Annotated in this window: 18 protein-coding genes; 12 read left to right on the top strand and 6 right to left on the bottom strand. The window is 73.0% G+C overall.

Annotation, left to right across the window (positions count from 1 at the left end; translation table 11 throughout):
• The first annotated feature begins 47 nt into the window (after nucleotides 1–47).
• Nucleotides 48–2,927 carry a phosphoenolpyruvate carboxylase gene (locus tag C4T42_RS02365; protein WP_103984678.1) on the top strand — a complete coding sequence of 960 codons (2,880 nt, stop codon included), beginning with the start codon at nucleotides 48–50 and terminating at the stop codon, nucleotides 2,925–2,927.
• Between the two features lie 9 nt (nucleotides 2,928–2,936).
• Here C4T42_RS02365 and C4T42_RS02360 read toward each other — a convergent pair whose 3' ends face one another.
• On the bottom strand, nucleotides 2,937–3,392 hold the full coding sequence (locus tag C4T42_RS02360; RefSeq protein ID WP_020090782.1) for an NfeD family protein: 456 nt from the start codon (nucleotides 3,390–3,392) through the stop codon (nucleotides 2,937–2,939).
• A gap of 5 nt (nucleotides 3,393–3,397) precedes the next feature.
• On the bottom strand, nucleotides 3,398–4,378 hold the full coding sequence (locus C4T42_RS02355; RefSeq protein ID WP_026604558.1) for an SPFH domain-containing protein: 981 nt from the start codon (nucleotides 4,376–4,378) through the stop codon (nucleotides 3,398–3,400).
• 330 nt (nucleotides 4,379–4,708) lie between these two features.
• On the opposite strand from C4T42_RS02355, the gene C4T42_RS02350 reads away from it, so the two are divergent.
• From C4T42_RS02350 to C4T42_RS02340, 3 genes are all read left to right on the top strand, one after another.
• Nucleotides 4,709–5,803 (top strand): glycosyltransferase family 4 protein, encoded by a 1,095-nt coding sequence (locus C4T42_RS02350; protein WP_020090784.1) that lies wholly within the window; start codon nucleotides 4,709–4,711, stop codon nucleotides 5,801–5,803.
• Between the two features lie 107 nt (nucleotides 5,804–5,910).
• Nucleotides 5,911–7,005, top strand: a complete 1,095-nt coding sequence (locus C4T42_RS02345) for a glycosyltransferase (RefSeq protein WP_020090785.1) — start codon at nucleotides 5,911–5,913, stop codon at nucleotides 7,003–7,005.
• Nucleotides 7,002–8,036 (top strand): glycosyl transferase, encoded by a 1,035-nt coding sequence (locus C4T42_RS02340; protein ID WP_020090786.1) that lies wholly within the window; start codon nucleotides 7,002–7,004, stop codon nucleotides 8,034–8,036. The genes C4T42_RS02345 and C4T42_RS02340 overlap by 4 nt, the downstream gene beginning before the upstream one ends.
• Nucleotides 8,037–8,108: 72 nt before the next feature.
• Here the strand turns inward: C4T42_RS02340 and C4T42_RS02335 are convergent, their stop codons facing one another.
• Nucleotides 8,109–8,291, bottom strand: coding sequence for a hypothetical protein (locus C4T42_RS02335; RefSeq protein ID WP_020090787.1), 183 nt, complete (start codon nucleotides 8,289–8,291; stop codon nucleotides 8,109–8,111).
• 177 nt (nucleotides 8,292–8,468) lie between these two features.
• On the opposite strand from C4T42_RS02335, the gene C4T42_RS02330 reads away from it, so the two are divergent.
• The 4 genes from C4T42_RS02330 (at nucleotide 8,469) to C4T42_RS02315 (ending at nucleotide 14,227) form a co-directional block, all read left to right on the top strand.
• A complete protein-coding gene (locus C4T42_RS02330) occupies nucleotides 8,469–9,752 on the top strand; it encodes an efflux RND transporter periplasmic adaptor subunit (protein ID WP_081636434.1) in 1,284 nt (427 codons plus the stop codon).
• Nucleotides 9,753–9,773: 21 nt separating this feature from the next.
• On the top strand, nucleotides 9,774–12,911 hold the full coding sequence (locus tag C4T42_RS02325) for an efflux RND transporter permease subunit (protein WP_103984677.1): 3,138 nt from the start codon (nucleotides 9,774–9,776) through the stop codon (nucleotides 12,909–12,911).
• A 107-nt stretch (nucleotides 12,912–13,018) separates the two neighbouring features.
• Nucleotides 13,019–13,576 (top strand): DUF4337 domain-containing protein, encoded by a 558-nt coding sequence (locus C4T42_RS02320; protein ID WP_020090790.1) that lies wholly within the window; start codon nucleotides 13,019–13,021, stop codon nucleotides 13,574–13,576.
• Nucleotides 13,577–13,699: 123 nt separating this feature from the next.
• Nucleotides 13,700–14,227 carry a phosphate-starvation-inducible PsiE family protein gene (locus tag C4T42_RS02315; RefSeq protein WP_043712027.1) on the top strand — a complete coding sequence of 176 codons (528 nt, stop codon included), beginning with the start codon at nucleotides 13,700–13,702 and terminating at the stop codon, nucleotides 14,225–14,227.
• A gap of 187 nt (nucleotides 14,228–14,414) precedes the next feature.
• Here the strand turns inward: C4T42_RS02315 and C4T42_RS02310 are convergent, their stop codons facing one another.
• Nucleotides 14,415–14,933, bottom strand: a complete 519-nt coding sequence (locus C4T42_RS02310) for a TspO/MBR family protein (protein WP_020090792.1) — start codon at nucleotides 14,931–14,933, stop codon at nucleotides 14,415–14,417.
• A 119-nt stretch (nucleotides 14,934–15,052) separates the two neighbouring features.
• Here C4T42_RS02310 and C4T42_RS02305 point away from each other — a divergent pair, with 119 nt between their 5' ends.
• Both C4T42_RS02305 and C4T42_RS02300 read left to right on the top strand, forming a co-directional pair.
• A complete protein-coding gene (locus tag C4T42_RS02305) occupies nucleotides 15,053–16,255 on the top strand; it encodes an aminotransferase class V-fold PLP-dependent enzyme (protein ID WP_103984676.1) in 1,203 nt (400 codons plus the stop codon).
• 92 nt (nucleotides 16,256–16,347) lie between these two features.
• Nucleotides 16,348–16,827: a hypothetical protein gene (locus C4T42_RS02300; protein ID WP_056531494.1), complete on the top strand. Its 480-nt coding sequence runs from the start codon at nucleotides 16,348–16,350 to the stop codon at nucleotides 16,825–16,827.
• A 9-nt stretch (nucleotides 16,828–16,836) separates the two neighbouring features.
• Here the strand turns inward: C4T42_RS02300 and C4T42_RS31840 are convergent, their stop codons facing one another.
• The gene (locus C4T42_RS31840; protein WP_181049140.1) at nucleotides 16,837–16,986 is read right to left on the bottom strand and encodes a hypothetical protein; all 150 of its coding nucleotides are present in this window, start codon (nucleotides 16,984–16,986) and stop codon (nucleotides 16,837–16,839) included.
• Between the two features lie 95 nt (nucleotides 16,987–17,081).
• On the opposite strand from C4T42_RS31840, the gene C4T42_RS02295 reads away from it, so the two are divergent.
• Nucleotides 17,082–18,011, top strand: a complete 930-nt coding sequence (locus C4T42_RS02295; protein ID WP_020090796.1) for an AEC family transporter — start codon at nucleotides 17,082–17,084, stop codon at nucleotides 18,009–18,011.
• 113 nt (nucleotides 18,012–18,124) lie between these two features.
• Complete coding sequence (locus C4T42_RS02290; RefSeq protein WP_103984675.1) at nucleotides 18,125–19,354, top strand: acyl-CoA dehydrogenase; 1,230 nt, start codon at nucleotides 18,125–18,127, stop codon at nucleotides 19,352–19,354.
• Nucleotides 19,355–19,504: 150 nt separating this feature from the next.
• On the opposite strand, the gene addB is transcribed toward C4T42_RS02290, so the two are convergent.
• A complete protein-coding gene (gene addB / locus C4T42_RS02285) occupies nucleotides 19,505–22,669 on the bottom strand; it encodes a double-strand break repair protein AddB (protein WP_103984674.1) in 3,165 nt (1,054 codons plus the stop codon).
• Between the last annotated feature and the right edge of the window lie 114 nt (nucleotides 22,670–22,783).

Here is a 22,783-nt window from a genome sequence, read left to right as displayed (position 1 = left end):
GCCGGCGGACCGGGTAGATGCGGGCAGACCGGAGCCGGGACCGACCGATGCAACACGAGCCGAGCCGCGAGCCCGAGGAACTGGAGGCGCACCTCCTGGGACTGATCGAGGCCGCCCGGGATCAGGCCCGGGAGGACCCGTTCCGCAATCCCGTCCTGGCGGTGACCCTGGCGATCACCCGGCGCTTCGACCGGAACGAGATCTCGACGGGCGACCTCGACGGCCTGTTCGTGCGCCTGCGTGCCGCAGCGCTGGCGGCGCGGGCGGAACGGCTGCGGGCCTATGTCGGGCTCGATGCCGGGCCGGAGGATCCGCAGGCGGCGATCCCCGCGCGGCTCGTGGCGGCGGCACCCGACCGGCCGGACGGCGTCGAGGCCTTCGCGGCCCTGATCCACCGCACCGCCTTCGCGGTGGTGTTCACGGCCCACCCCACCTTCGGCATGCCGCGGGCCGTCGCGGGCCTCCTCGCCGAGGCCGCGAGCCTGCCCAACGCCAGGGACCGCGCCGGGCTGATCGCGCGCGCGGCGGCCCTGTCGACCCGGCCGGACGCCCCGATCACCCTGGATGTCGAGTTCGAGCAGGCCTGTGCGGCGGCCAATAACGGCCGGCTCGCCCTCGACGCCTTCAACGGCGCCCTGCTCGACGCCGCCCGCGCCCGCTGGCCCGACCGCTGGACCGAGCTGACGCCCCGCCCCTTCGCCATCGCCAGCTGGGTCGGCTGCGACACCGACGGGCGGACCGATATCGGCTGGTGGGACACCCTGCGCTACCGGCTGATCTCGAAGCGCATGCAGTTCGACCGGGTGATGCGCGACCTGCCCGAGATCCCCGCCTGCCGCGAGGTCCGGGCCCTCGCGGAGAACGCCCTGGCGGCGGTGAACCGCCAGCTCACGGTGGCGCCGCGCCTCGGCGACCAGCCGTCCCTCGAGGCGGTGCACCGCTTCGCCCTGGCGCTCATCATCGAGCGCGAGCGCGCCCAGACCGATGCCGGCGCCCTCGTCGCCGCGCTGACCAACGCCCTGGAGGCCGCCGACGACGCGGCCGACCAGCGCCGGATCGCCGTCCTGCGCGCGGGCGTCGCGACGCACGGCTTGTCGAACGCCCTGCCGCATTTCCGGCTGAACGCCAGCCAGATCCACAATGCGGTGCGGCGGGTGATCGACCTGGAGGGCGAGCCCACCGACGCGGCCCGGCGCCGCTCGCACCTCGCGACGATCCACACGCTGCTGAACGACGTCCGCCCGGTGGCGGTCGATTTCGGGGCGCTCGCGGCCGAGCGGGCCTCGGCGGCGCGGCTGATGATGACGATCGCCCAGATCCTCAAGCACGTCGACGGCACCCATCCGGTGCGCTTCCTCATCGCCGAGACCGAGACCGGCTACACCCTGCTCGCCGCCCTCTGGCTCGCGCGCCACTACGGCATCGCCGACAAGCTCGAGATCACGCCGCTGTTCGAGACGGCGAGCGCGCTGGAGCAGGGCATCCGGGTGCTCGACGACGCCCTGCGCAACCCGCACTGGCGCCAGTACCTGAAGCGCATCGGCCGCCTCACCGTGCAGTTCGGCTACTCCGATTCGGGCCGCTACGTCGGCCAGCTCGCGGCGACCTTCTGGATCGAGCGGCTGCGGCTGCGCATCACCGAGATGCTGGTCCAGAACGGCCTGTCCGACGTCGAGCTCGCGATCTTCGACACGCACGGCGAGTCGATCGGGCGCGGCGCGCATCCGACCTCCCTGCGCGACCGCCTCGCCTACCTCGCCCCGGAGGATGCCCGGGACCGGGCCCGCAAGGCCGGCATCCGCGTCCGGCTCGAATCGAGCTTCCAGGGCACCGACGGCTACCTGCTGTACGGCACCGAGGCGCTGGCGCGCGCCTGCGTCGCCCGCATCGCCGAGCACGTCTACGCCCTCGACGTGACGGAGGAGGATTCGTTCCCGGACTACGCCCTGAACGACCGGCCGAAGGCCTCCGACGGCAAGGTCGACCCGATCTACGCCGAGCCGGATTTCGCCCTCGAATTCTTCACCGCAGCCCGCCAGGACATGGAGTCGCTGGTCGACGACCCGGGCTACGCGGCGCTCCTCGGCACCTTCGGCCCGAGCCTGATCGACCGGACCGGGTCGCGCCCGGTGGCGCGCCAGACCGACAACGGCGGCCCGGCGCGGATCACCCATCCGCGCCAGATGCGGGCGATCCCCAACAACGCGATCCTGCACCAGCTCGGCTTCCTGGCGAACTCCCTCCACGGGATCGGCCGGGCGGCCCAGCGCGGCCCCGACCTGTTCCGCGACATGCGGCGCGATTCGGTACGCTTCTCCCGGGCCTTCCGGCTGGTCCAGCACGCCGCCTCAGTCGGCGACCTCGACGTGCTGCGGGCCTATATCGACACCCTGGACCCGGCCGTGTGGCTGGAGCGGGCGCGGCGCACCCAGAAGGATTTCCGCCGGGACGAGCTGGTGGTGATCTCGGGAGCGCTGGAACGCCTCGACCTCGCTCCTGCGCTGCGGAACCTGTTCGGACGCCTGACCCGGGACTGGCTCGCCCTGAGCGCTGCCGCCCCGGACCTGCCCGCCATGTCGGCCCGGCTGACGCTGCTCCACGCCCTGCGCCTCGCCCTGATCCACCGGATCTGGTTCCTGGCGGTGCACATCCCGGGCTTCCGGCCGCAGGCGGGCATCTCCCGCGAGCAGCTGCTGGAGCGCTTCCTGCGGCTGGACATCGACGGCTGCCTGAAGCTCCTCGACGCGATCTTCCCGGTCACGCCGGACCCGACGCTGGGCCTGAACTTCGGCGAGCCGGCCGGCCCGCGCGACGTCGGCACCTACGAGGCGGAGCACGCCAACCTGTTCCAGCCGATCCGCCGGATGTTCGATCAGGTGCGGGAGATCTCGGGGATGATCCAGCACGAGGTCGGGGCGTTCGGGTAGGCGCGGCCCTCAGGCCGCCTCCACCCGCAGGACCGTGCCGCCGATCCCGGTGACGCGCACCCGGCGGCCCGCCGGCAGGTCGGGCCCCTCGACCCGCCACAGCGTGTCGTCGAAGCGGATCCGGCCCGCGCCCCGCACGATCGGCTCGTCGAGCACGCCCTCGCGCCCGATCAGGCCGCGGTCGGCGCGGTTCAGGTCCGGCCCGGCCCGCCTGCCGCGGTGCTGGAGGCGCGCCGCGAGCGCCACCAGGGCGACGGCGAGACCGGCGAACAGCAGGGTCTGGCCCTGCCAGGGCATGGGCAGCGCCGCGGCCGCGAGGCCGGTCGCGACGGCGGCGAGGCCGAGCCAGATCAGGAACACGCCGGGCAGCAGGATCTCGGCACCGGCGAGCACGAGGCCGGCGATGACCCAGCTCCAGGCCGCCCCGAGGGTCCCGAGGGTTCCGGCGAGGGAATCGAGCGTCACCGGCGTCAGGCCCGCGGCGGAGCGACGTTCGGCGGGCTCCCCGCGCGCCGGGGCGCCGCGGCGCCGTCGCCGAAGACCGTGCGGGTGAGCTCGCCGATGCCGCCGAGGGTGCCGGCCAGGGCCGCCGCCTCGATCGGCACCACCACGACCCGCTGGTTCGGCGCGGTGGCGATCGCCCGCACCGCGTCGACGTACTTTTCGGCCACGAGGAAGTTCGCCGCCGCGATGTCGCCCTCGGCGATCGCCCGGCTGACCATGCCGGTCGCGGCCGCCTCGGCCTCGGCCGAGCGCTCCCGCGCCTCCGCGTCGCGGAACGCGGCCTCGCGCCGGCCCTCCGCCTCCAGGATCGCCGACTGCTTGCGCCCCTCGGCCCGCAGGATCTCGGCGGCGCGCTGCCCCTCCGCCTCCAGGATCGAGGCGCGCTTCTCGCGCTCGGCCTTCATCTGCCGGGCCATCGCCCCGGCGAGGTCGGCCGGGAGCACGATGTCCTTGATCTCGATCCGGTTGATCTTGACGCCCCAGGGCGAGGCCGCCGCGTCCATCACCCGGAGCAGGCGCTCGTTGATCTCGTCGCGGTGGGCGAGGAGCTGGTCGAGATCCATCGAGCCGACCACGGTGCGGATGTTGGTCATGGTCAGGGTCGTGGCCGCGAGGTCGAGGCTCGAGACCTCGTAGGAGGCGCGCGCCGCGTCGAGCACTTGGTAGAACACCACCGCGTCGATGGTGACGCCGGCATTGTCGCGGGTGAAGGCCTGCTGGCTCGGCACGTCGATGACCTGCTCCATCACGTTGACCTTGCGGCCGATCCGCTCGACGAAGGGCGTGATCAGGCCCAGGCCGGCGTCGAGGCTGCGGGCGTAGCGGCCGAAGCGCTCCACCGTGTAGACGTGGCCCTGGGGCACGATCTTCACGCCCGCGGCCAGGGTGATGATCGCCAGCACCGCCAAGCCCACGGCGAACACGCTCAGCCCCAACGGAAGCCCCATCGACACCCCTCCCCTGACGGCGCCACGGCCGGCGCGGCCGCGCAGCCTAACAGGCCGATCGGGGCTCCGCGACCGCGTGTCCGCGGGGCAGCCCGGAGGCGTGCCGCGCCGCGGCGTGAACGGTCACCCGCGGATGTCGATCATCAATGGTTCAGGCCGCCGCGCTTAGGAAGCCGGCAAGCGTCGCGTTCGTCGTCGCTCGGACCCCGTCAACGCAACGCTTGTTGAAGAAATATTCGGCATGATCCCCGCCACCCTCGCTGCGGAAAGAAGTCCTTTCGCGCCGCTGCGGGCGGCAGAAATCCCCACCCAACCGGACTCGGTGCGCGCGTGAAGATCGCTGTCCTCGCACATCTGAAATACCCGATCGGCCAGCCCTACGCCGGCGGCCTGGAGATGCACACGCATCTCCTGACCGTCGCGCTGAAGCGGCACGGGCACGACGTCACGCTGTTCGCGAGCCGCGGGTCCGACCCGGCGCTCGACCCGGTCATGCTCTGCGATCCGACCGGGGACGCGCTCCTCGACCCGGAGCGGGAGGAGGCGATCGACCGGGAGGAGGAGGACGCCTACCGGCGCATGATGGAGATGGTCGCGGCCGGAGGCTTCGATCTCGTCCACAACAACGCGCTGCACGCCCTGCCGCTGCGCGAGAGCGCCCGGCTCGGCCTGCCCTGGGTCACCGTGCTGCACACGCCGCCCTTCGACTCCCTGGTCGGCGGCGTCGTCCAGGCCGACCCCGACATGGCCTTCCTGGCGGTGTCCCCGTCGCTGGCGCAGGAATGGGCGCATCTCGTGCCCGGCGCCCAGGTGGTCGACAACGGCGTGGACCTCTCGACCTTCGCGTTCTCACACGCTGCCGACGATACGCCCTTCGCCTTCTGGTCGGGCCGGATCGTGCCCGAGAAGGGGCTGCACCTCGCGATCGACGCGGCGCGCGCCGCCGGGCTGCCGCTGACCTTCGCGGGTCCCAAGCTCAATCCCGGCTACTGGGCCGCAGAGATCGCCCCGCGTCTCGGGCCGGACCTGACGCATCTCGGCCATCTCTCCCACCGGGACCTCGCCCATCATCTCGGCCGGGCCCGCGTGGCGATCGTCTCGCCCCGCTGGGAGGAGCCCTTCGGCCTCGTCGTGGCGGAGGCCCTGGCCTGCGGCACGCCGGTCGCCGCCTTCCGGCGCGGCGCCATGCCCGACATCCTGGACGCGTCCTGCGGCCGCCTCGCCCGCCCGGACGACCCGCAGGATCTCTCGGTGGCGATCCGGGAGGCCGCCGGCCTGTCGCGCCGGGCCTGTCGCGACCGCGCCGAGGCGCTCTACGATGCCGCCGCCATGACCGGGCGCTACCTGGAGGCCTACGACGCCGTGATCGCGCGCTGCGCCGAGCGGGCGCGGCCGGCCCTGCGCGTCGCCGGAGGACGCGGCTGAACGGCGCGGATCCGCGCGCCGCAATCCGCACCCGAGCCCGGAGCCCGGCGGCATGACGGGCCGCCCACGACCTCCGCGGCGCACGAGGGTGCCACGGGAGACCTGCCATGACCACCGACGCCGACCATCCGGCCCCACCGCCCTGCGTCGTCTGCATCCCCGCCCGGAACGAGGCCGAGCGCCTGCCGCGCCTGCTCGCCTCCCTGGCCGCGCAGAACGGCGTCTCGGCGCGGGCGCCCCTGCGCGTCGTGGTGCTGGCCAACAACTGCACGGACGGGACCGTCCAGGCGGTGCGGGACGTTGAGGCCTCGGGCATCCTCGCGACCCTGACCCTCCGGCTGATCGCGGTCGAGCTCGGCGGCGCGGACGCCCATGTCGGCACGGCGCGGCGCATGGCGCTCGATGCCGGGGCCGAGTGGCTGGAGGCGGACGGGGAGCCGGACGGCATCCTCCTCACCACCGACGCGGATGCCCGCCTGCCGGCCGAGTGGGTCGCGGCCAACCTCCGCGCGCTGGAGGCCGCCGACATCGTCGGTGGCCGGCTGGTGATCGACGACGACGGCACGCCGGACCCCGCCCTGACGGACCTGCACGCGCGCATCGAGCGCTACTGGTCCGGCGTCCGACGCCTGGAGGATCTGCTCGACCCGCCGCCCTACGATCCCGCCCCCCGTCACGGCGACCATACCGGCGCGAGCCTCGCCGTTCCCGCGATCCTGTACCGGGCGGTCGGCGGGCTGCCGGCGCTGCCCTGCGGCGAGGACAACGCCCTCGTCGGGCTGCTGCGCGCCAACGGCGCGCGCCTGCGCCACTGCCCGGACGTGCAGGTGCTGGTCTCGTCCCGCCACCAGGGGCGGGTCTCGGGCGGCATGGCCACCGAGATGCTGCGCCGGACCCGCGTCCTCGACGGGGAGGCCTACCTGCTGCCGGAGGCCGCGCACTGGCAGGCGCTGATCCTGCGCCGCGCGGCCCTGCGCCGGGCCTTCCACCTCGACCCGCAGGCCCGCGCCGCGGCCTGCGCACGGCTCGGTCTCGACGCCGACGACCTCGCCGCCGTCGGGGCCTGCCCGAACGACATCGCCTTCGTGGAGCGGGCCGACCGGATCCTCGAGTCGCGCAGCCCGCCGGCGCGGGACTGCGCCCTCGACCAGGCGGTCGCCGATCTCGACGCCCTCGCGTCGTCCCTGAGGGACGCCGCGTGACCCGGGGCATCGGCTGGTACGTCCATCACCAGGGCGCCGGCCATCTCCAGCGGGCCCGGGCCGTCGCCCGCGCCCTGGACCGGCCCTGCACGATCCTCGGGACGCTGGCCGGGTTCGACACCGCCGGCCTCGACATCGTCGACCTGCCCGACGACCGCCCCCTCGGCGACGGAGCCTTCGACGGCCGGGACGGCGCGACCGGGCGGCCCGAGGCCCTGCACTACGCGCCGCTCAACCATCCGGGGGTCCGCGCGCGGATGGCGCGCATCGCCGCCTGGGCGGAGCGGGCCGAGCCGGCCCTCCTGGTCGTCGACGTCTCGGTGGAGGTGGCGCTCCTGGCGCGCCTCCTGTCGGTGCCGACCCTGGTGGTGCGGCTCGCGGGGACGCGGACCGACCGGCCGCATCTGGAGGCCTTCCGCGGCGCGACGCGGCTGCTGGCCCCCTTCCCCGCGGCGCTCGACGGCGCGGCCGTGCCGGACTGGGTCCGGGCCAAGACGCTCTACGCGGGCTTCCTGGGCGCGCCGGCGCAGGCCCCGATCGAGGCGGGACGCGAGATCGTGGTCGTGTTCGGCCGCGGCGGCGCGGGGGGCGACCTCGGGGATCTCGCCGCGGCCGCGCGGGCGGTGCCGGACCGGCCGTGGCACGTGTTGGGACCGGTATCAGGCTCGGGCGCCGTCCCCGGCAACCTGCACCTGCACGGCTGGGTCCCGGACGTCGAGGCGCGGGTCGCCCGGGCGGCTTTGCTGGTGGGCGGCGGCGGCGACGGCGTGGTCGCCCTGGCGGCCGCGCAGCGGAAGCGTTTCGTCTGCCTCCCGGAGGAGCGTGCCTACGGGGAGCAGACCGAGAAGGCTGAGGCTCTGGCCCGGCTCGGGGCCGCGATCGTTCATCCCGGCTGGCCCTCGGCCGCGGCGTGGCCTGGCCTCATCGCGGCGGCCCGCGCCATCGACCCATCGGTGATCGGCGGCCTGCACGACCCGGACGCGGTCCGGACCTGCGCCGCGACGATCCAGACCCTGATCGCGGATCTCTGAACGGCCGGGCCGCGACGGAGCGGGCGGTCGCCGCGCCGGCGCGGGTGCCTCAGTCCGCACTCATGTCCGGACTCAGGAGATCAGGTCGAGCTTCGCGGCCTCGATCCCGTCGGCGCGGATCGTGTCCGGCAGGGACGAGAAGTCGCGATAGCCCGCCTCGCGCGCCATGGCGTCGAGGGCCGTCTGCTCGTCGTCGGCCGCCCCCGTCCAGAGCACCGCGCCGCTCTTCGTCTGCCTAATCTGGAAAATGCTCATCGACCCCTCCCCGGTCCCGAGAAGACCATCGGCCTATTAACGTCGCTATTCGTGGCTGGTTGCAGGTTGAGCGCCGTGAACGGCCGCGCTCCGGCCGCCCCGATCACCTGCGGCGCGAGGCCCGGCGACGGCCCCGCCGGATGGCGCTATGCTCGACCTCCGGTGGAGTGGCTCGCCATGAAAACGCCGACCTGCCCAGCGAGGGAGAGGCAATACCAGTCCAGCGCCGATTGCGAGGCCCCCGTCGTGAACTCCGTCCGTTGGCGCGCGCCCCGCCTCACTCTCCTGTGCGGGCTCGCGATCCTCGCCGGGGCGCCGGCCAGGGCCGTCGAGACCGCCGCCGTTCCCGACGCGGCCGCCATCGCGCCCGCCGTCACCGTGGTCCCGGCCGAGAACCGCGAGATCGTCGAGCGGGCGGTCGTTACCGGCACGCTGGTCCCACGCGACGAGATCCTCGTCTCCCCGGAGGTCGAGGGCCTGCGCATCACCGATCTCCTCGTCGAGGAGGGCGACCGCGTCACCAAGGGACAGGTTCTCGCCAAGCTGTCGCTGGAGATGATCGTCACCCAGGAGGCCTCGAACGCCGCGGCGATCGCCCGGGCCGAGGCGGCCATCGTCCAGGCCCAGAGCCAGATCGTCCAGGCGGAGGCGGCCAACGTCGAAGCCAAGCAGTCGCTGGAGCGGGCCCAGGCGCTCGCCAAGACCGGGAACGCAACCGCGGCCGTGCTGGAACAGCGCGTCTCGGCGGCGCAGGGGGCGGAAGGGCGCCTCGCCGCCGCCAGGGGCGGCCTGCAATCGGCCCAGGCCGACCTCGCCACCGCCCGGGCGGCCGGCGCCGAGATCGCCCTGCGGCGTGCCCGCACCGATATCCGGGCGCCGGAGGCCGGCATCGTCAATCGCCGCACCGCCCGGATCGGCGCCACAGCCACCGCGGTGGGCGAGCCGCTGTTCCGGCTGATCGCCCGGGGCGAGATCGAGTTGGAAGGCGAGGTGCCGGAGACGTCGCTGGCGCGCATCCACGTCGGCAACCCGGCGAGCCTCGACCTCGATGACGGCCGCCGCCTCGCCGGCAAGGTTCGCCGGGTCTACCCGGAGGTCGACCGGGCCACGCGGCTCGGCAAGGTGCGCATCCGCCTCGGCGACGATCCGGCCCTGCGCATCGGCGCCTTCGCGCGCGGCAACGTCGAGATCGCGCGCCGCACCGGCGTCGCCGTGCCGGTCTCCAGCCTGCTCTACGCGGCCGACGGCCGCGCCAGCGTCCTCGTGGTGAAGGACGGGCGCGTCGAGGCGCGGCCCGTGGCCGCGGGGCTCTCGGCCGACGGCTTCACCGAGCTCCGCTCCGGCGTCGCGGCCGGCGAGAGCGTCGTGGCCCGCGCGGGGAGCTTCCTGCGCGACGGCGACCGGGTGCGCCCCGTGCCGGCGCCCACCAGCACGCCGATCGCCGACGCGGCCCCGCGGTAGGACGAGTCGAAGGATCCGGCCATGCGCCTCAACGTCTCCGCCTGGGCGATCCGAAGGCCCCTGCCCTCGGTGGTCCTGTTCCTGGTCCTGATGATCCTCGGGCTGGTGAGCTTCCGCGCGCTGCCGATCACCCGGTTCCCCAACATCGACATCCCGATCGTCTCGGTGACGATCACCCAGTCGGGCGCCGCGCCCGCCGAGCTTCAGACCCAGGTCACCAAGTGGGTCGAGGATTCGGTCGCCGGCGTGAAGGGCGTCAAGCACATCCTCTCGACGATCACGGAGGGCACCTCCACCACCACGATCGAGTTCCGCCTGGAGGTGAACCAGGATCGGGCGACCAACGACGTCAAGGACGCGATCGCCAAGATCCGCCAGAACCTGCCGCGGACGATCGACGAGCCGATCGTCTCGCGCGTGGAGATCGCCGGCCTGCCGATCATGGTCTACGGCGCCTCAGCACCCGCCATGACGCCCGAGGACCTGTCGTGGTTCGTGGACGACGTCGTCGCCCGGGGCTTGCAGAGCGTGAAGGGCGTCGGCGGCGTCGAGCGCCTCGGCGGCGTCGCCCGCGAGATCCGCGTCACCCTGAAGCCCGACCGCCTGCTGGCGCTGGGCATCACCGCCGCGGACGTGAACCGGCAGCTGCGCCTGACCTCGGCCGACATGGCCGGCGGCCGGGCCGAGGTCGGCGGCCAGGAGCAGTCCATCCGAGCGCTGGCCGCCTCGGCGAGTCTCGAGACGCTCGCCAAGACCTCCATCGTGGTGCCGGGCAACCGCAAGGTCCGCCTCGACGAGCTCGCGACCCTATCGGACACCGCCGAGGAGCCCCGCACCTTCGCGCGCTTCAATGGCGAGCCGGTGGTCGCCTTCGCGATCTCCCGCGCCAGCGGCGCCAGCGACGCCGACGTGTCGGTGGGCGTCGCCAAGAAGATCGCGGCGCTGCACGCGGCCAATCCCAACGTGCGGTTCGACCTGATCGACACCAGCGTCGTCAACACGATCGGCAACTACCACTCGGCCATGATGGGCCTGATCGAGGGGGCCCTCCTCGCCGTCGTGGTGGTGCTGCTGTTCCTGCGCGACTGGCGCGCGACCCTGATCGCCGCGGTGGCGCTGCCGCTCTCGGTGCTGCCGACCTTCTGGGTGATGAGCGCCCTGGGCTTCTCGCTCAACGCCGTCAGCCTGCTGGCGATCACGCTCGTCACCGGCATCCTGGTGGACGACGCGATCGTGGAGATCGAGAACATCGTCCGGCACATGCGGATGGGGAAATCGCCCTACCGCGCGTCGCTCGAGGCCGCGGACGAGATCGGCCTCGCGGTCATCGCCATCACCGCGACGATCATCGCGATCTTCTCGCCGGTGTCGTTCATGGGCGGCATCGCCGGCCAGTACTTCAAGCAGTTCGGCCTGACCATCGCGGCCGCGGTGTTCATGTCGCTGCTCGTGGCGCGCCTGATCACGCCGCTGCTCGCCGCCTACTTCCTGCGCGACCACGGGCCGGACCACGAGCGGGACGGCGTCGTCATGCGCGGCTACACCCGCCTCGTGGCGTGGTCGGTCCGGCACAAGTTCATCACGCTGGTGCTCGGCCTCGCGTGCTTCGCCGGCTCCATCGCCTCCACGGGCCTGCTGCCCGCGGGCTTCCTGCCGGCGGAGGACCAGGCCCGCACCCTGTTCGTGGTCGAGCTGCCGCCGGGCGCCCGGCTCCAGGACACGGTCCGGGTCACCGACCGCATCGAGGAGAAGATCCGCGCGCTGCCCGAGGTGAAGAGCGTGTTCGTGGACGGCGGCCGCCAGCTGCCGGCCAAGAAGGAGGTGCGCCTCGCGAGCCTCACCATCAACCTCACGCCGAAGAACAGCCGCGACAAGACGCAGAAGCAGATCGACGCCGAGGTCGCGGCAATCCTCCGGGAGGAGCCGGACCTGCGCTTCTGGGCCCTGCGCGAGGGCGGCCAGCGCGACCTCGCGCTGATCATCGCCGGCCCCGACAAAGCCGTGGTGGCCGAGACGGCGGCCAAGCTCCAGCGCGAGGCCCAGCAGGTCCCGCACCTCGTCAACGTCATGTCGACGGCCCCCCTCGACCGGACCGAGGTCCGGATCCGGCCGAAGCCCGCCGTGGCGGCCGATCTCGGCGTCAGCACCGACACCATCGCCGAGACCGTGCGGGTCGGGACGATCGGCGACATCGGCATGAACCTCGCCAAGTTCAACGCCACCGACCGGCAGATCCCGATCCGCGTGCAGCTCCCCGAGAGCGTCCGAGGCCGGCTCTCCGACCTCGAGACCCTGAAGGTGCCGGTGAAGGGCGGGACGGCCGTCCCGCTCGCGACCGTGGCCGACATCAGCCTGGGCCAGGGCCCGACCGGCATCGACCGCTACGACCGCGCCGTGCGCGTCGCCCTGGAGGGCGACATGCAGGGCACCGACGCGCTCGCCGCGCTGATCGGCCAGGTGATGAACCTGCCGACCGCCAAGAACCTGCCGCCCGGCGTCACGATCAGCCAGACCGGCGACGCCGAGGTGATGGGCGAGGTCTTCGAGGGCTTCGCGCTGGCCATGGGCGCCGGCCTGATGATGGTCTTCGGCGTGCTGATCCTGCTGTTCGGCAACTTCCTGCAGCCGCTGACCATCCTGTTCTCGCTGCCGCTCTCCATCGGCGGCGCGATCCTGGCGCTGCTGATCTGCCACATGCCGATCTCGATGCCGGTGGTGATCGGCATCCTGATGCTGATGGGCGTCGTGACCAAGAACGCCATCATGCTGGTGGACTTCGCCGTCGAGCAGATCCGCGCCGGCGTCGACCGGAACGTCGCGATCGTCGATGCCGGCCGCAAGCGCGCCCGGCCGATCGTGATGACCACCATCGCCATGGCGGCCGGCATGGTCCCCTCCGCGATGGCCTACGGGATCGGCGGCGAGTTCCGCTCGCCCATGGCGGTGGCGGTGATCGGCGGCCTGATCGTCTCGACGGTGCTGTCGCTCGTCTTCGTGCCGGCGATCTTCGTGCTGATGGACGACCTGTCCCGCCTGCTGACGCGGCTGTTCGGCCGCTTCATCGGCGAGCGCGACGATCCGGAGGATACCCCCGTCTTCGATCCGGCCCATCCGGCCAATGACGGGCACCCGCCGCCGCCGCGGATCGCCGCGGAGTAGAGCGGGTCGGCGCGGAGAGCGGGTGCCGGATCGGCGGCGCGGATTGCGTCGCGCGCCGCGATGGGCTGTGACTCGGCCCCGCCGAATCAACGGAGACGAGCGAGACGATGTCGGGTGGTCACGGGGCGGTCGAGGGGTCGAACAAGCGCGTGGCGCTGCTGATCTCGGTGCTGGCGCTGTTCCTCGCGTTCAGCGAGACACTGGGCAAGGCGTCCCAGACGGATTCGATCGGCGCCAACGTCGAGGCCGCGAACCAGTGGGCCTATTTCCAGGCCCGCACGATCCGCGCGACGGTGCTCAAGACCGCCGACGAGGCCCTGGCGCTGGTGCCCCCGGGACCGAACCAGGAGGCCATCGCCGCCAAGCGCGCCGAGTGGTCGAAGACGCTGGCGCGCTGGGATTCGGAGCCGTCGACCGGCGAGGGCCGCAAGGAGCTATCCGAGAAGGCCCGCGCCTCGGAGGGCCGGCGCGACCTCGCGCTGCTGCGCTACCACCACTACGAGCTGGCCTCGGCGGCCTTCCAGATCGGCATCGTGCTGGCCTCGGCCGAGGTCATCACCGGGATCAGCCTGCTGGTCTTCGCCGGCGGCTTCCTGGGCCTCGCCGGGGCGGCGTTGCTCGGCTTCGGCTACCTCGCGCCGCACGCCCTGCCGTTCTTCCACTGATCGGCCCCGGCCGCCGGCAGCGACGTAACGCCACCCCCGATCCCGATCGATCGAGGACAAGCGTCGCCGCACTGGACGCGCGGTCCGGAAGCTGATCGTCTCGGCGCATTCCAGGGGGGAATGATGTCGGAACACTCAGAAGACCAGGGCCGCCTGACGAAGGTCGCCAGCGCGATCTTCCTGCACACCGAGCACGCGATCTACGCGGCGCTCGGCATCCTGCTGGCGCTCACGGCCCTCGTGGCGCTGATCGAGGCCGCCGGCATGACCTGGGAGGCGATGCGGGCGCTCGGCGGCGCGCAGCAGATCCTGGAGGTGATCGACCGGCTGCTGTTCCTGCTGATGCTGATCGAGATCCTGCACACGGTCCGGGTCTCGATGCGGTCGGGGACGCTGACCTGCGAGCCGTTCCTGATCGTCGGGCTGATCGCCTCGATCCGGCGGGTTCTGGTGATCACCCTGCAATCGTCGGAGATCATGCACGCCAAGGACTGGTCGCCGGAGAAGCAGGCGCTGTTCCAGGCCTCGATGATCGAGCTCGGCGTGCTGGCGGGGCTGATCCTCACGATGGTGTTCGCGATCTTCCTGCTGCACCGCGCGCGCGACGACGGCAAGCCGGCCGGCGAGGAGAAGCCCGAGCACGTGTCCTGAGATCCGCGCGCCTTCGCGGCGTTCACGAAGGACCTGCACTGATCCGTACGCCTGACGGCGTCCGGATTGCCCTGACCGTCCTTGCGAGCGCAGCGAAGCAATCCAGTTGCGCCACGCCGACCGAGGTAACGCTGCACTGGGTCGCTTCGCTCGCGATGACGGAAGGAAACCGAACCGGAATTGGAAATCAGTTCATCCGCAGGATCGCGGCGTTGAGGAGCGTCGCGAAGGCGACCCAGGCCGTGTAGGGGACGAGGAGCCACGCCGCGAGCCGGTCGAACCGCCAGGTCAGCCGGATCGTCCAGAGCACCATCACCAGCAGCATCGCGACGACGATCAGGCCGGCGCCGATCGCGTGGGCGGTGAAGAAGACCGGCGTCCAGGCGGCGTTGAGCGCGATCTGCACCACGAACGCCGCGAGGGCGAGCCACCAGCCCTGGCGGCTCGGTCCCGTGCGCGGCATGGCGCCGAGCAGGCGCCAGAGCGAGACCGCGATCATCGTGTAGAGGATCGTCCAGGCGACCGGGAACACCCAGTTCGGCGGGTTGAAGGCCGGCTTGTTCAGGCTCGCGTACCAGCCCGGGATCTCCGCCTGGGTCGACACCGAGCCGACGGCGGCCGTGGCCGCGACGGGCAGGATCGCGGCGGCGAGGCGCAGCCAGCGCGGCAGGGGCGATCCCTCGGGGACCTGTGTGGCGGCGGTCATGATCGTCTGTCTCCACGGGGCGCGGCATGTGGCGCGGCATGTGGCCCGGCATGTGGCGCGGCTTGCCGGCACCCGCGCGCCGTGGCACGCGCCCGTCTCCATCCGCCGAGAATCGCCAGATGTCACAGCCTTACGCGCCGCAGGGTCCGTCGGATACCCGGAGCGACGCCGAGCCGGAATACACGCGCCGGAGCCTCGCCGCCCAGGCCATGGGCCGGATCGAGCCGGAGACGCGGGCGGTCGTGATGCCGCTCCACGTCGCCACCACCTTCATCCGCGATCCCGACAACGGCTACAGCTCCGGCTACAGCTACGCGCGGCCCGACAACGCCACGGTGCGCGAGGCGGAGTCGGTCCTGGCGATGCTGGAGGGCGCCGCCGCCGGCGCGCTGCTGTTCGGCTCGGGGATGGCGGCGGCGACCGCGGTGTTCGGCGCGCTGGAGCCCGGCGACCACGTGGTCGCCGGCACGGTCATGTACTGGGCGCTGAAGCGCTGGCTGCGCGAGGAGGCGCCCCGGCGCGGCCTCACACTGAGTTTCGTGGACACGGACGACGCGGGTGCCCTGCGCGCCGCGATCGAGCCCGGCCGGACCAAGCTCGTCTGGATCGAGACCCCCGGCAACCCGCTCTGGACCGTCACCGACATCGCCGCGGCGGCCGAGATCGCCCACGCGGCGGGGGCGCGGCTCGCCGTCGATTCCACGGCCGCCTCACCGGTGCACACGCGCCCTCTGGAACTCGGCGCCGACATCGTGATGCACTCGGCCACCAAGATCCTGAACGGTCATTCCGACGTGGTTGCGGGCGTGCTGGCGGGGGCGCGGGCCGACGCGTTCTGGGAGCGGATCCGGGGGATCCGCGCCGGCAGCGGCGGCATCCTCGGGCCGTTCGAGGCCTACCTGCTGATGCGCTCGCTCCGGACCCTGCACCTGCGGGCGGCCGCGCAGGCGGCGGGCGCCCTGCGCCTCGCCGGGCGCCTGAACGGGCACCCGCACGTGACCCGCGTCCTCTACCCAGGCCTCCCGGACGATCCCGGCCACGCGGTCGCCCGCCGGCAGATGCGGGACGGGTTCGGCTTCATGCTGTCGATCCGGGTCGCCGGCGGCGAGGCCGGCGCCATCGCCACGGCGGCGCGGGTGCGGCTCTGGAAGCGGGCGACCTCGCTCGGCGGCGTCGAGAGCCTGGTCGAGCACCGCGCCTCGGTGGAAGGCCCGGGCAGCCCCTGCCCGCCGGACCTGCTGCGCCTGTCCACCGGCATCGAGGACACGGACGACCTGTACGGCGACCTCGACCAGGCCCTGCGCGGCGCCCACGCGGGCTGATCGTCGCGGGCGCTTGGTGCCGAACCGGCTCCTGGCGCGTTGTGCCGGCAGTTCCGGCGGCGCGAACCGCCACAGATCGCGAGTCTGACGACATGACGACCCGTTCCCGCACGATGGTCCCCGGCACCTTCGCGCTGCTCATCCTGGCGCTCGCGCCGGCCTCCGCCCGGGCCGACGCGGTGCCCGATCTCGACGTCGAGCGGACCTGCCGGTCGGCTCAGGTCGCCAACACGAGCATCAGCGACAAGGCGAATTACGACGGCTGCATCCGCTCCGAGCGCGACGCCAAGAAGGAGGCCGAGCGCCACTGGAGCAGTTACACGCCCGCCGCGAAGAGCCAGTGCCAGAACCAGTTCAAGGCGGGCGGCTTCCCCTCCTACGTAGAGATGGTGACCTGCCTGGAACTGGCGTCCGGCACGGTGCCGACCCAGAGCGCCGAGGGCGGCCGCGCGGTGGGCGGGCCGGGTGCGCCGAAGGACGTCAAGGTGCAGCGGGAGGGCGGCGCCAACCTGACCAAGGAACCGCCCGCGAGCCAGCGCACGGATCCGATCCAGGTGCTGGAGAACAAGTAGGCGGCGCCGTCACGCGCCGCTGTCGACCGTCGTGACGGAAGGGAAGTCGAGGGTTTCCCGGCCGGCGCGTTGCCGGGTGCCGGCGATGAGGGCCCGCACCGCCAAGGCGTCCGGGGGGCGCTCGGCGGCGCGGTGATTCTCCCCCCTCTCGTCCGACATGCCAGCACAGCTTCCGACGGGGCGCGACGCGGCGCGCCGGCGTGCTATGGGCCGAGTCCTCTCCCCGCGCACCAGCCCCCGCTCCCGCCGGCCCCGTGAACGCCCTCGCCATCATCGCCCCGATCTTCGGGATCGTCCTGATCGGCTGGGCGGCCGCCCTCGCGGGGCTCCTCTCCGACAAGGTGAGCGACGGGCTGTCGGAATACGTCTTCGCCGTCGCCGTCCCGGCGCTGATCATCGCCACGCTGACCAAGCCCGGGATGAGCGGGACCATCGCGTGGTCCTACTGGGTCGCGTATTTCGGCGGCGCGGCGATCTCGTGGTCTGTCGGCACGCTGATCGCCCGGCGGCGGGCCGGGATCGAGCGCCGGGGCGCGATCCTCCACGGCTTCGCGGCGAGCCAGTCGAACACGGTGTTCGTGGGCGTCCCGATGATCCTCCAGGCCTACGGCGAGGAGGGCGCCTTCCCGCTGTTCATGCTGCTGGCCGTCCACCTGCCCCTGATGATGGGCAGCGCCACCTTCCTGATCGAGTCCGATTCCGGCCTGCCGGTCCTGGCGCGGATCCGCGGGCTCGCCCTGGTGCTGCTGCGCAACCCGATCTTCGTGGCGCTGCTGATCGGCATGGCCATGAAGGCCCTCGGCCTCGCGCCGGTCGGCATCGCCCAGTCGCTGATCGACGCCTTCGCCGGCACGGCCTCCACCTGCGCCCTGGTGGCGCTGGGCGCCGGCCTGAAGCGCTACCGGGTGCTGTTCGACCTCAAGGGTGCGCTCGTGATCGCGCTCCTGAAGAACCTCCTGCACCCGCTGGCGGTCTGGGTCCTGGCCTTCCACGTCTTCGCGATGCCGGCCGCCTACGCGGGCGTCGCGACCCTGTTCGCCGCGATGCCGGTGGGGATCAACGCCTACCTGCTGGCGGCGCGCTACCGGACCGAGACCGGCATGGTCGCGGCCTCGGTCCTGGTCTCGACGCTGCTGGCGCCGCTCACCACGCTGCTCTGGCTCATGCTCCTCGGCCGGGCGTGACGGCGGCGCCCCGGCGTCACCACGCGCGTTGGACCGGGCGGCGCGCGGGTCTAGGGTAGGGTCAAGCGCGCGGGCCGCGAAGACCCGCGCCACCCTGCAGGCGAGGAATCTCGATGAACGCTCCGATGCGCCCTCCGGGCAGCGCCTCCCCGTCGGCCCCGGCCTCGGCCCGCTTCGTCTGGGACGATCCCTTCCTGCTGGAGGATCAGCTCACCGAGGACGAGCGGGCGATCCGCGACGTCGCCCAGAGCTTCGCGCAGGAGCAGCTTCTCCCCGGGATCGTCGAGGCCTACGCCTCCGAGAAGACCGATCCCGGCCTGTTCCGGAAGATGGGCGAGCTCGGCCTGCTCGGCGTGACCCTCCCCGAGGAGTACGGCTGCGCGGGCGCCTCCTACGTGGCCTACGGGCTCGTGGCGCGGGCCGTCGAGGCGGTGGATTCCGGCTACCGCTCGATGATGAGCGTGCAATCCTCCCTGGTGATGTACCCGATCCACGCCTACGGCTCGGAGGAGCAGCGCGAGAAGTTCCTGCCGAAGCTCGCCTCGGGCGAGTGGATCGGCTGCTTCGGCCTCACCGAGCCGGATGCCGGCTCGGACCCGGCCGGCATGAAGACCAAGGCCGAGAAGATCGACGGCGGTTACCGGATCACCGGTGCCAAGATGTGGATCTCGAACGCGCCCTTCGCGGACGTCTTCGTGGTCTGGGCGAAGTCCGACGCGCACGAGGGCGCGATCCGCGGCTTCGTCCTCGAGAAGGGCATGAAGGGCCTGTCCGCCCCGACGCTGAAGGGCAAGCTGTCCCTGCGCGCCTCCACCACCGGCGAGATCGTCATGGAGGGCGTCAAGGTCGGCGACGACGCGCTGCTGCCGAACGTCTCGGGGCTGAAGGGGCCATTCGGCTGCCTCAACCGGGCGCGCTACGGCATCTCGTGGGGCGCGATGGGCGCCGCCGAGGATTGCTGGCACCGCGCCCGCAACTACACGCTGGAGCGCAAGCAGTTCGGCCGGCCCCTGGCGCAGACCCAGCTGGTCCAGAAGAAGCTCGCCGACATGCAGACCGAGATCGCCCTCGGCCTGCAGGCCTCGCTCCGGGTCGGGCGGCTGATGGACGAGGGCAAGATGGCGCCCGAGATGATCTCGCTGGTCAAGCGCAACAATTGCGGCAAGGCGCTGGACATCGCCCGCACCGCCCGGGACATGCACGGCGGCAACGGCATCATGGGCGAGTACCACGTGATGCGCCACGCCCAGAACCTCGAGACGGTGAACACCTACGAGGGCACCCACGACGTCCACGCCCTGATCCTGGGCCGGGCCCAGACGGGGCTGCAGGCGTTCTTCTGAGGCGCGGAGGACGCGCTCCCACCGGATCACCGCATCCTCAGGTGCGGCGCCGCCGCCTCGAAGAAGTCCCCCGGGATCGCGGCGATATCTGGAGGCTTCCTCGAGGCCTCCGCTGCGGTTCGGCACCTCAGGATGAGGGCGCGGGCGGGGTCACTCCCCGCCCTCGTCCCCGGCGAGCGACCACTCGAGCACCCGGGCGAGGTGGTCGTAGGCGCCGTACCGGCTGGCATATTGCGGGTAAGGCCGCGCCGTGTAGGCCGCCTCGCCGGTCATGAACCGGGCCACCAGCCCCCGGAGCCGCGCGGCGTGCTCGGCCACGATCGCCTCCACGCCGCGCTCCTCGCCCCGGGGCGGCTTCACCGGGATCGGGACGAAGGGCTTCCGGCCGCCCGAGGCGTGGACGTAGAGCAGGTCCGGCGTCGTCGTCACGGCCGGCAGATCCGCGAAGGCGCCGTGCATCAGCATCGCCGCCTCCAGGGTGAGCTGCGGCGAGAACCCGGAGAAGATCATCTTGCCCGAGGGCGGCGTCCCGGTCTTGTAATCGACGATGCAGGCGGTGCCGTCCGGCCGCAGCTCGATCCGGTCGGCCCGGGCGCGCAGCGTGAAGGTCTCGCGCCCCATCGGGATCGCCCAGCGCCCGGAGACCTCCGGGTAGACCCGGGTCAGGCCGGGCCGGCGCCGCGCCTCCCAGTCCAGATAGGCCGAAGCCATGCGTTCGTAGCGCGGCCACCACTCGGCGTAGAGGTTCGGGTACTCCGCCTCGATGTCGCCGAAGGCGTTCACCGCGAAGTTCAGCAGCCGCTCCGCGAAGTCCGGCGGCAGGTCCTTGGGATGGCGACTGGCGAATTCCGCGAAGACGTCGTGCACCAGGGAGCCGCGGGTGGCGACGCCCGGCGCCGCCGCCAGCGGATCGAGCGGGTCGAGCCCGAGCACGTGGCGGGCGAAGATGCTGTAGGGATCGCGCACCAGCGTCTCGATCTCGGTGACGCTGAGCGAGCGCGGGAACAGCGCCGGGTCCGGCTTCGGCGCGGGGCGCTTCAGCCGCGGCTCCGGCGGCGCCGTGTCCAGCCGCGCGGCGAGGCCCGCGAGCCGGCGCCCCGCGTGCAGGACGGCGTCCCAGCGGGCGTCGCCCGAGAGCGCGCGCAGGCGCTGGATCAGGCGCGACGGCACGGTCGGGGCGCCCTCCCGCTTCAGCGCCCGGGTGATCACCGCGTCGCGGCAACCGAGCGCCTGCACGAAGTCGTGGGCCATCTGCCCGATCCGCCGCTCGGGCGGGTTGAGGCCGACCCGCTCGCGCATCGGCCGGTTGAGGAACGAGTCGGTCAGCGTGCGCACCGGCCAGACGCCCTCGTCCAGCCCGCCGAGCACCACGCGGTCCACCGAGAGCAGGCGCGCCTCCAGCAGCCCGAGGATGCGCAGGCGCGGATGCGGCGCCTCGCCCGAGCAGGCGACTTTGCGCTCCCGGGCGAGCGACGTGAAGAAGGTGGCGTAGTCGTCGAACCGCCCCGGCATCAGGCCGGGCTCCGCCATCTCCAGGTCGTCGAACAGGGCGTCGAGGCAGGACAGGGATCCGTCCGTCTCGACCGGGGGACCGTCCTCCGGCCCGGCGATCAGCCGGTCGCAGGCCTCACGGTGACCCGCGGCGGTGGTGACGAGGTCGCATTCCCCCGCCCCGTCCGGTCCCGGGAAATCCCGGAACACCAGATCGAGCCGGTCCAGCAGGTTCGCGGCCAGCTCCCAGTCGACGTCCTTCAGGCGGCGTTTGGCCCGGGGCCGGTGCTCGGGCGGCCCGGCGCGCTCGGCGGCGAGGGCCTTGCGCAGGCCGTCGAAGCCCGGGGCCGGGACCGGGCCGCGCAGCAATCCGATCTCCAGGGCGGCCGCGCCCCGGACCACGTCGGGACGCGGCAGGCCGAGATGGACCATCGGATGGGAGAGCAGCGCGATCAGCCGGGCCGGGATCGCGTCGGCCTGATCGCGGGCGAGGTCGGCGGCGAGCTCCGCCGCGAGCCGGGCGAGACGCCCGGCCGGGCTCACGGCCAGGGACAGCCCGGCGGAATCCTCGGCCACGATGCCCCAGCGCAGCAGCTCGACGGCGACCCGGCCGGCGAGCCCGCGGTCGGGCGTGATGAGCGCCGCAGTGGCACCGGGGGTCTGCAGGGTCTCGCGCAGCGCCAGCGCCGCGACCAGCGCCTCCTCGCGCTCGTCGGCCGCTTCGGCGAGCGCGAGCCCCTCGAGGCCGAGGCGGGCGACGGTGTCGCGCTCGGCCGGGTCGAGGGCGGCCCACGCGTCGGTGGTGTCGGCCGGCCGCAGGGCCTGCGACAGGAGCGCGGCTCGCGCCGCCTGGCCGGGGTCGGGCTCGCCGAGGGCGACGACCTCGGCGCGGTCGAGGTTGAGGTTCTCCGGTCCGAGCAACCGGTGCAGCACCGCCTGCGGATGGCCGTGCGCGATCACGCGGGAAAAACCCTCCCCGGTGTCGATGCCGTCCCAGCCGGCCGCGTCGAGGTCGAGATCGAGCCCGGGCAGGACCACGGCGCCGTGGGGCAGCTTGGCCACGGCGGCGATGAGCCGGGCCGTGGCGGGGACGGAGCCCAGCGAGCCGGCGACGATCACCGGGTCCGGCGTCGCGCCGCGCGACAGGCGCCTCTCCTCGGCGAGCACGAGCCCGCGGGCGCGGGCGACGGGATCGGCGAGGCCCCGCTCGGCCAGGAGCTTCGGCCAGTTCTCGGCGGCGATCTTCACGAAGTCGAGGGTCAGGCCGAAGTAGCGGGAATACTCGGCCTCGACGGCCGCGCCGATCTCCGACCAGGGCAGGCCCTCGACGGTGAGCGCGTCCATCAGGCGCTCGAGATCGCCGGCGAGCCCGACCGCGTCGGCGGGGGAGGACGGCACCAGGAACGGCACCTCGGCGTCCAGCGGCAGCAGCGTCCGGTCGACGGTCCTGGCCCAGGCCTGGACGAGGCGGGCCAGGATCAGCCGGCGCTCCAGCGGCGGCATCGGGATGCTCAGGGGATCGGCGTTCTCCTCCAGCAGCGGCTCGGCGGCGAGGTCGAGCTCGGCCTCGTCGGCCTCGCCGAGAGGCACCATCCGCGGCAGCAGCGTCGCCTGGCCGGGCGCGCCCCGGCCGAGTTTCTCGGCCAGGATCGCGCCGAGCGCCCGGGCCGCGCGACGGGTCGGCAGGTAGATCGTGACGGAGGCGAGCGCCAGCGGATCGTCCGCCACCGGCCCGACGAGGCGGCCGGAGAGCAGCGCCTCGGCGAGCGTCGGCAGGAACGGGACGCCGCGGGAGATGGTGAAAACGGCCTGTCGGGCGGGCATGGCTGGGCTTCTACGCCCGCGCCGGGGCGGCGGACAGGGGACGATGGGCCGCTGGGGAACGATCGCGCGGCTTCCCTCCCCGCATCGGAGGAGTTCGGTCGCGCTCCGCCGCTG

It is taken from the genome of Methylobacterium sp. 190mf (genome assembly GCF_900107945.1).
Classification (GTDB): domain Bacteria; phylum Pseudomonadota; class Alphaproteobacteria; order Rhizobiales; family Beijerinckiaceae; genus Methylobacterium.
This window is presented reverse-complemented; position numbering and strand designations above follow the sequence as displayed.

Bases quoted from the DNA above. Each gene is read 5' to 3' on its own strand.
- C4T42_RS02345 (WP_020090785.1), top strand. From the start codon at position 5,911: ATGACCACCGACGCCGACCATCCGGCCCCACCGCCCTGCGTCGTCTGC.
- C4T42_RS02305 (WP_103984676.1), top strand. From the start codon at position 15,053: ATGTCACAGCCTTACGCGCCGCAGGGTCCGTCGGATACCCGGAGCGAC.
- C4T42_RS02325 (WP_103984677.1), top strand. From the start codon at position 9,774: ATGCGCCTCAACGTCTCCGCCTGGGCGATCCGAAGGCCCCTGCCCTCG.
- C4T42_RS02330 (WP_081636434.1), top strand. From the start codon at position 8,469: ATGAAAACGCCGACCTGCCCAGCGAGGGAGAGGCAATACCAGTCCAGC.
- addB (WP_103984674.1), bottom strand. From the start codon at position 22,669: ATGCCCGCCCGACAGGCCGTTTTCACCATCTCCCGCGGCGTCCCGTTC.
- C4T42_RS02355 (WP_026604558.1), bottom strand. From the start codon at position 4,378: ATGGGGCTTCCGTTGGGGCTGAGCGTGTTCGCCGTGGGCTTGGCGGTG.
- C4T42_RS02310 (WP_020090792.1), bottom strand. From the start codon at position 14,933: ATGACCGCCGCCACACAGGTCCCCGAGGGATCGCCCCTGCCGCGCTGG.
- C4T42_RS02300 (WP_056531494.1), top strand. From the start codon at position 16,348: ATGACGACCCGTTCCCGCACGATGGTCCCCGGCACCTTCGCGCTGCTC.
- C4T42_RS31840 (WP_181049140.1), bottom strand. From the start codon at position 16,986: ATGTCGGACGAGAGGGGGGAGAATCACCGCGCCGCCGAGCGCCCCCCG.
- C4T42_RS02320 (WP_020090790.1), top strand. From the start codon at position 13,019: ATGTCGGGTGGTCACGGGGCGGTCGAGGGGTCGAACAAGCGCGTGGCG.
- C4T42_RS02335 (WP_020090787.1), bottom strand. From the start codon at position 8,291: ATGAGCATTTTCCAGATTAGGCAGACGAAGAGCGGCGCGGTGCTCTGG.
- C4T42_RS02315 (WP_043712027.1), top strand. From the start codon at position 13,700: ATGTCGGAACACTCAGAAGACCAGGGCCGCCTGACGAAGGTCGCCAGC.
- C4T42_RS02290 (WP_103984675.1), top strand. From the start codon at position 18,125: ATGAACGCTCCGATGCGCCCTCCGGGCAGCGCCTCCCCGTCGGCCCCG.
- C4T42_RS02365 (WP_103984678.1), top strand. From the start codon at position 48: ATGCAACACGAGCCGAGCCGCGAGCCCGAGGAACTGGAGGCGCACCTC.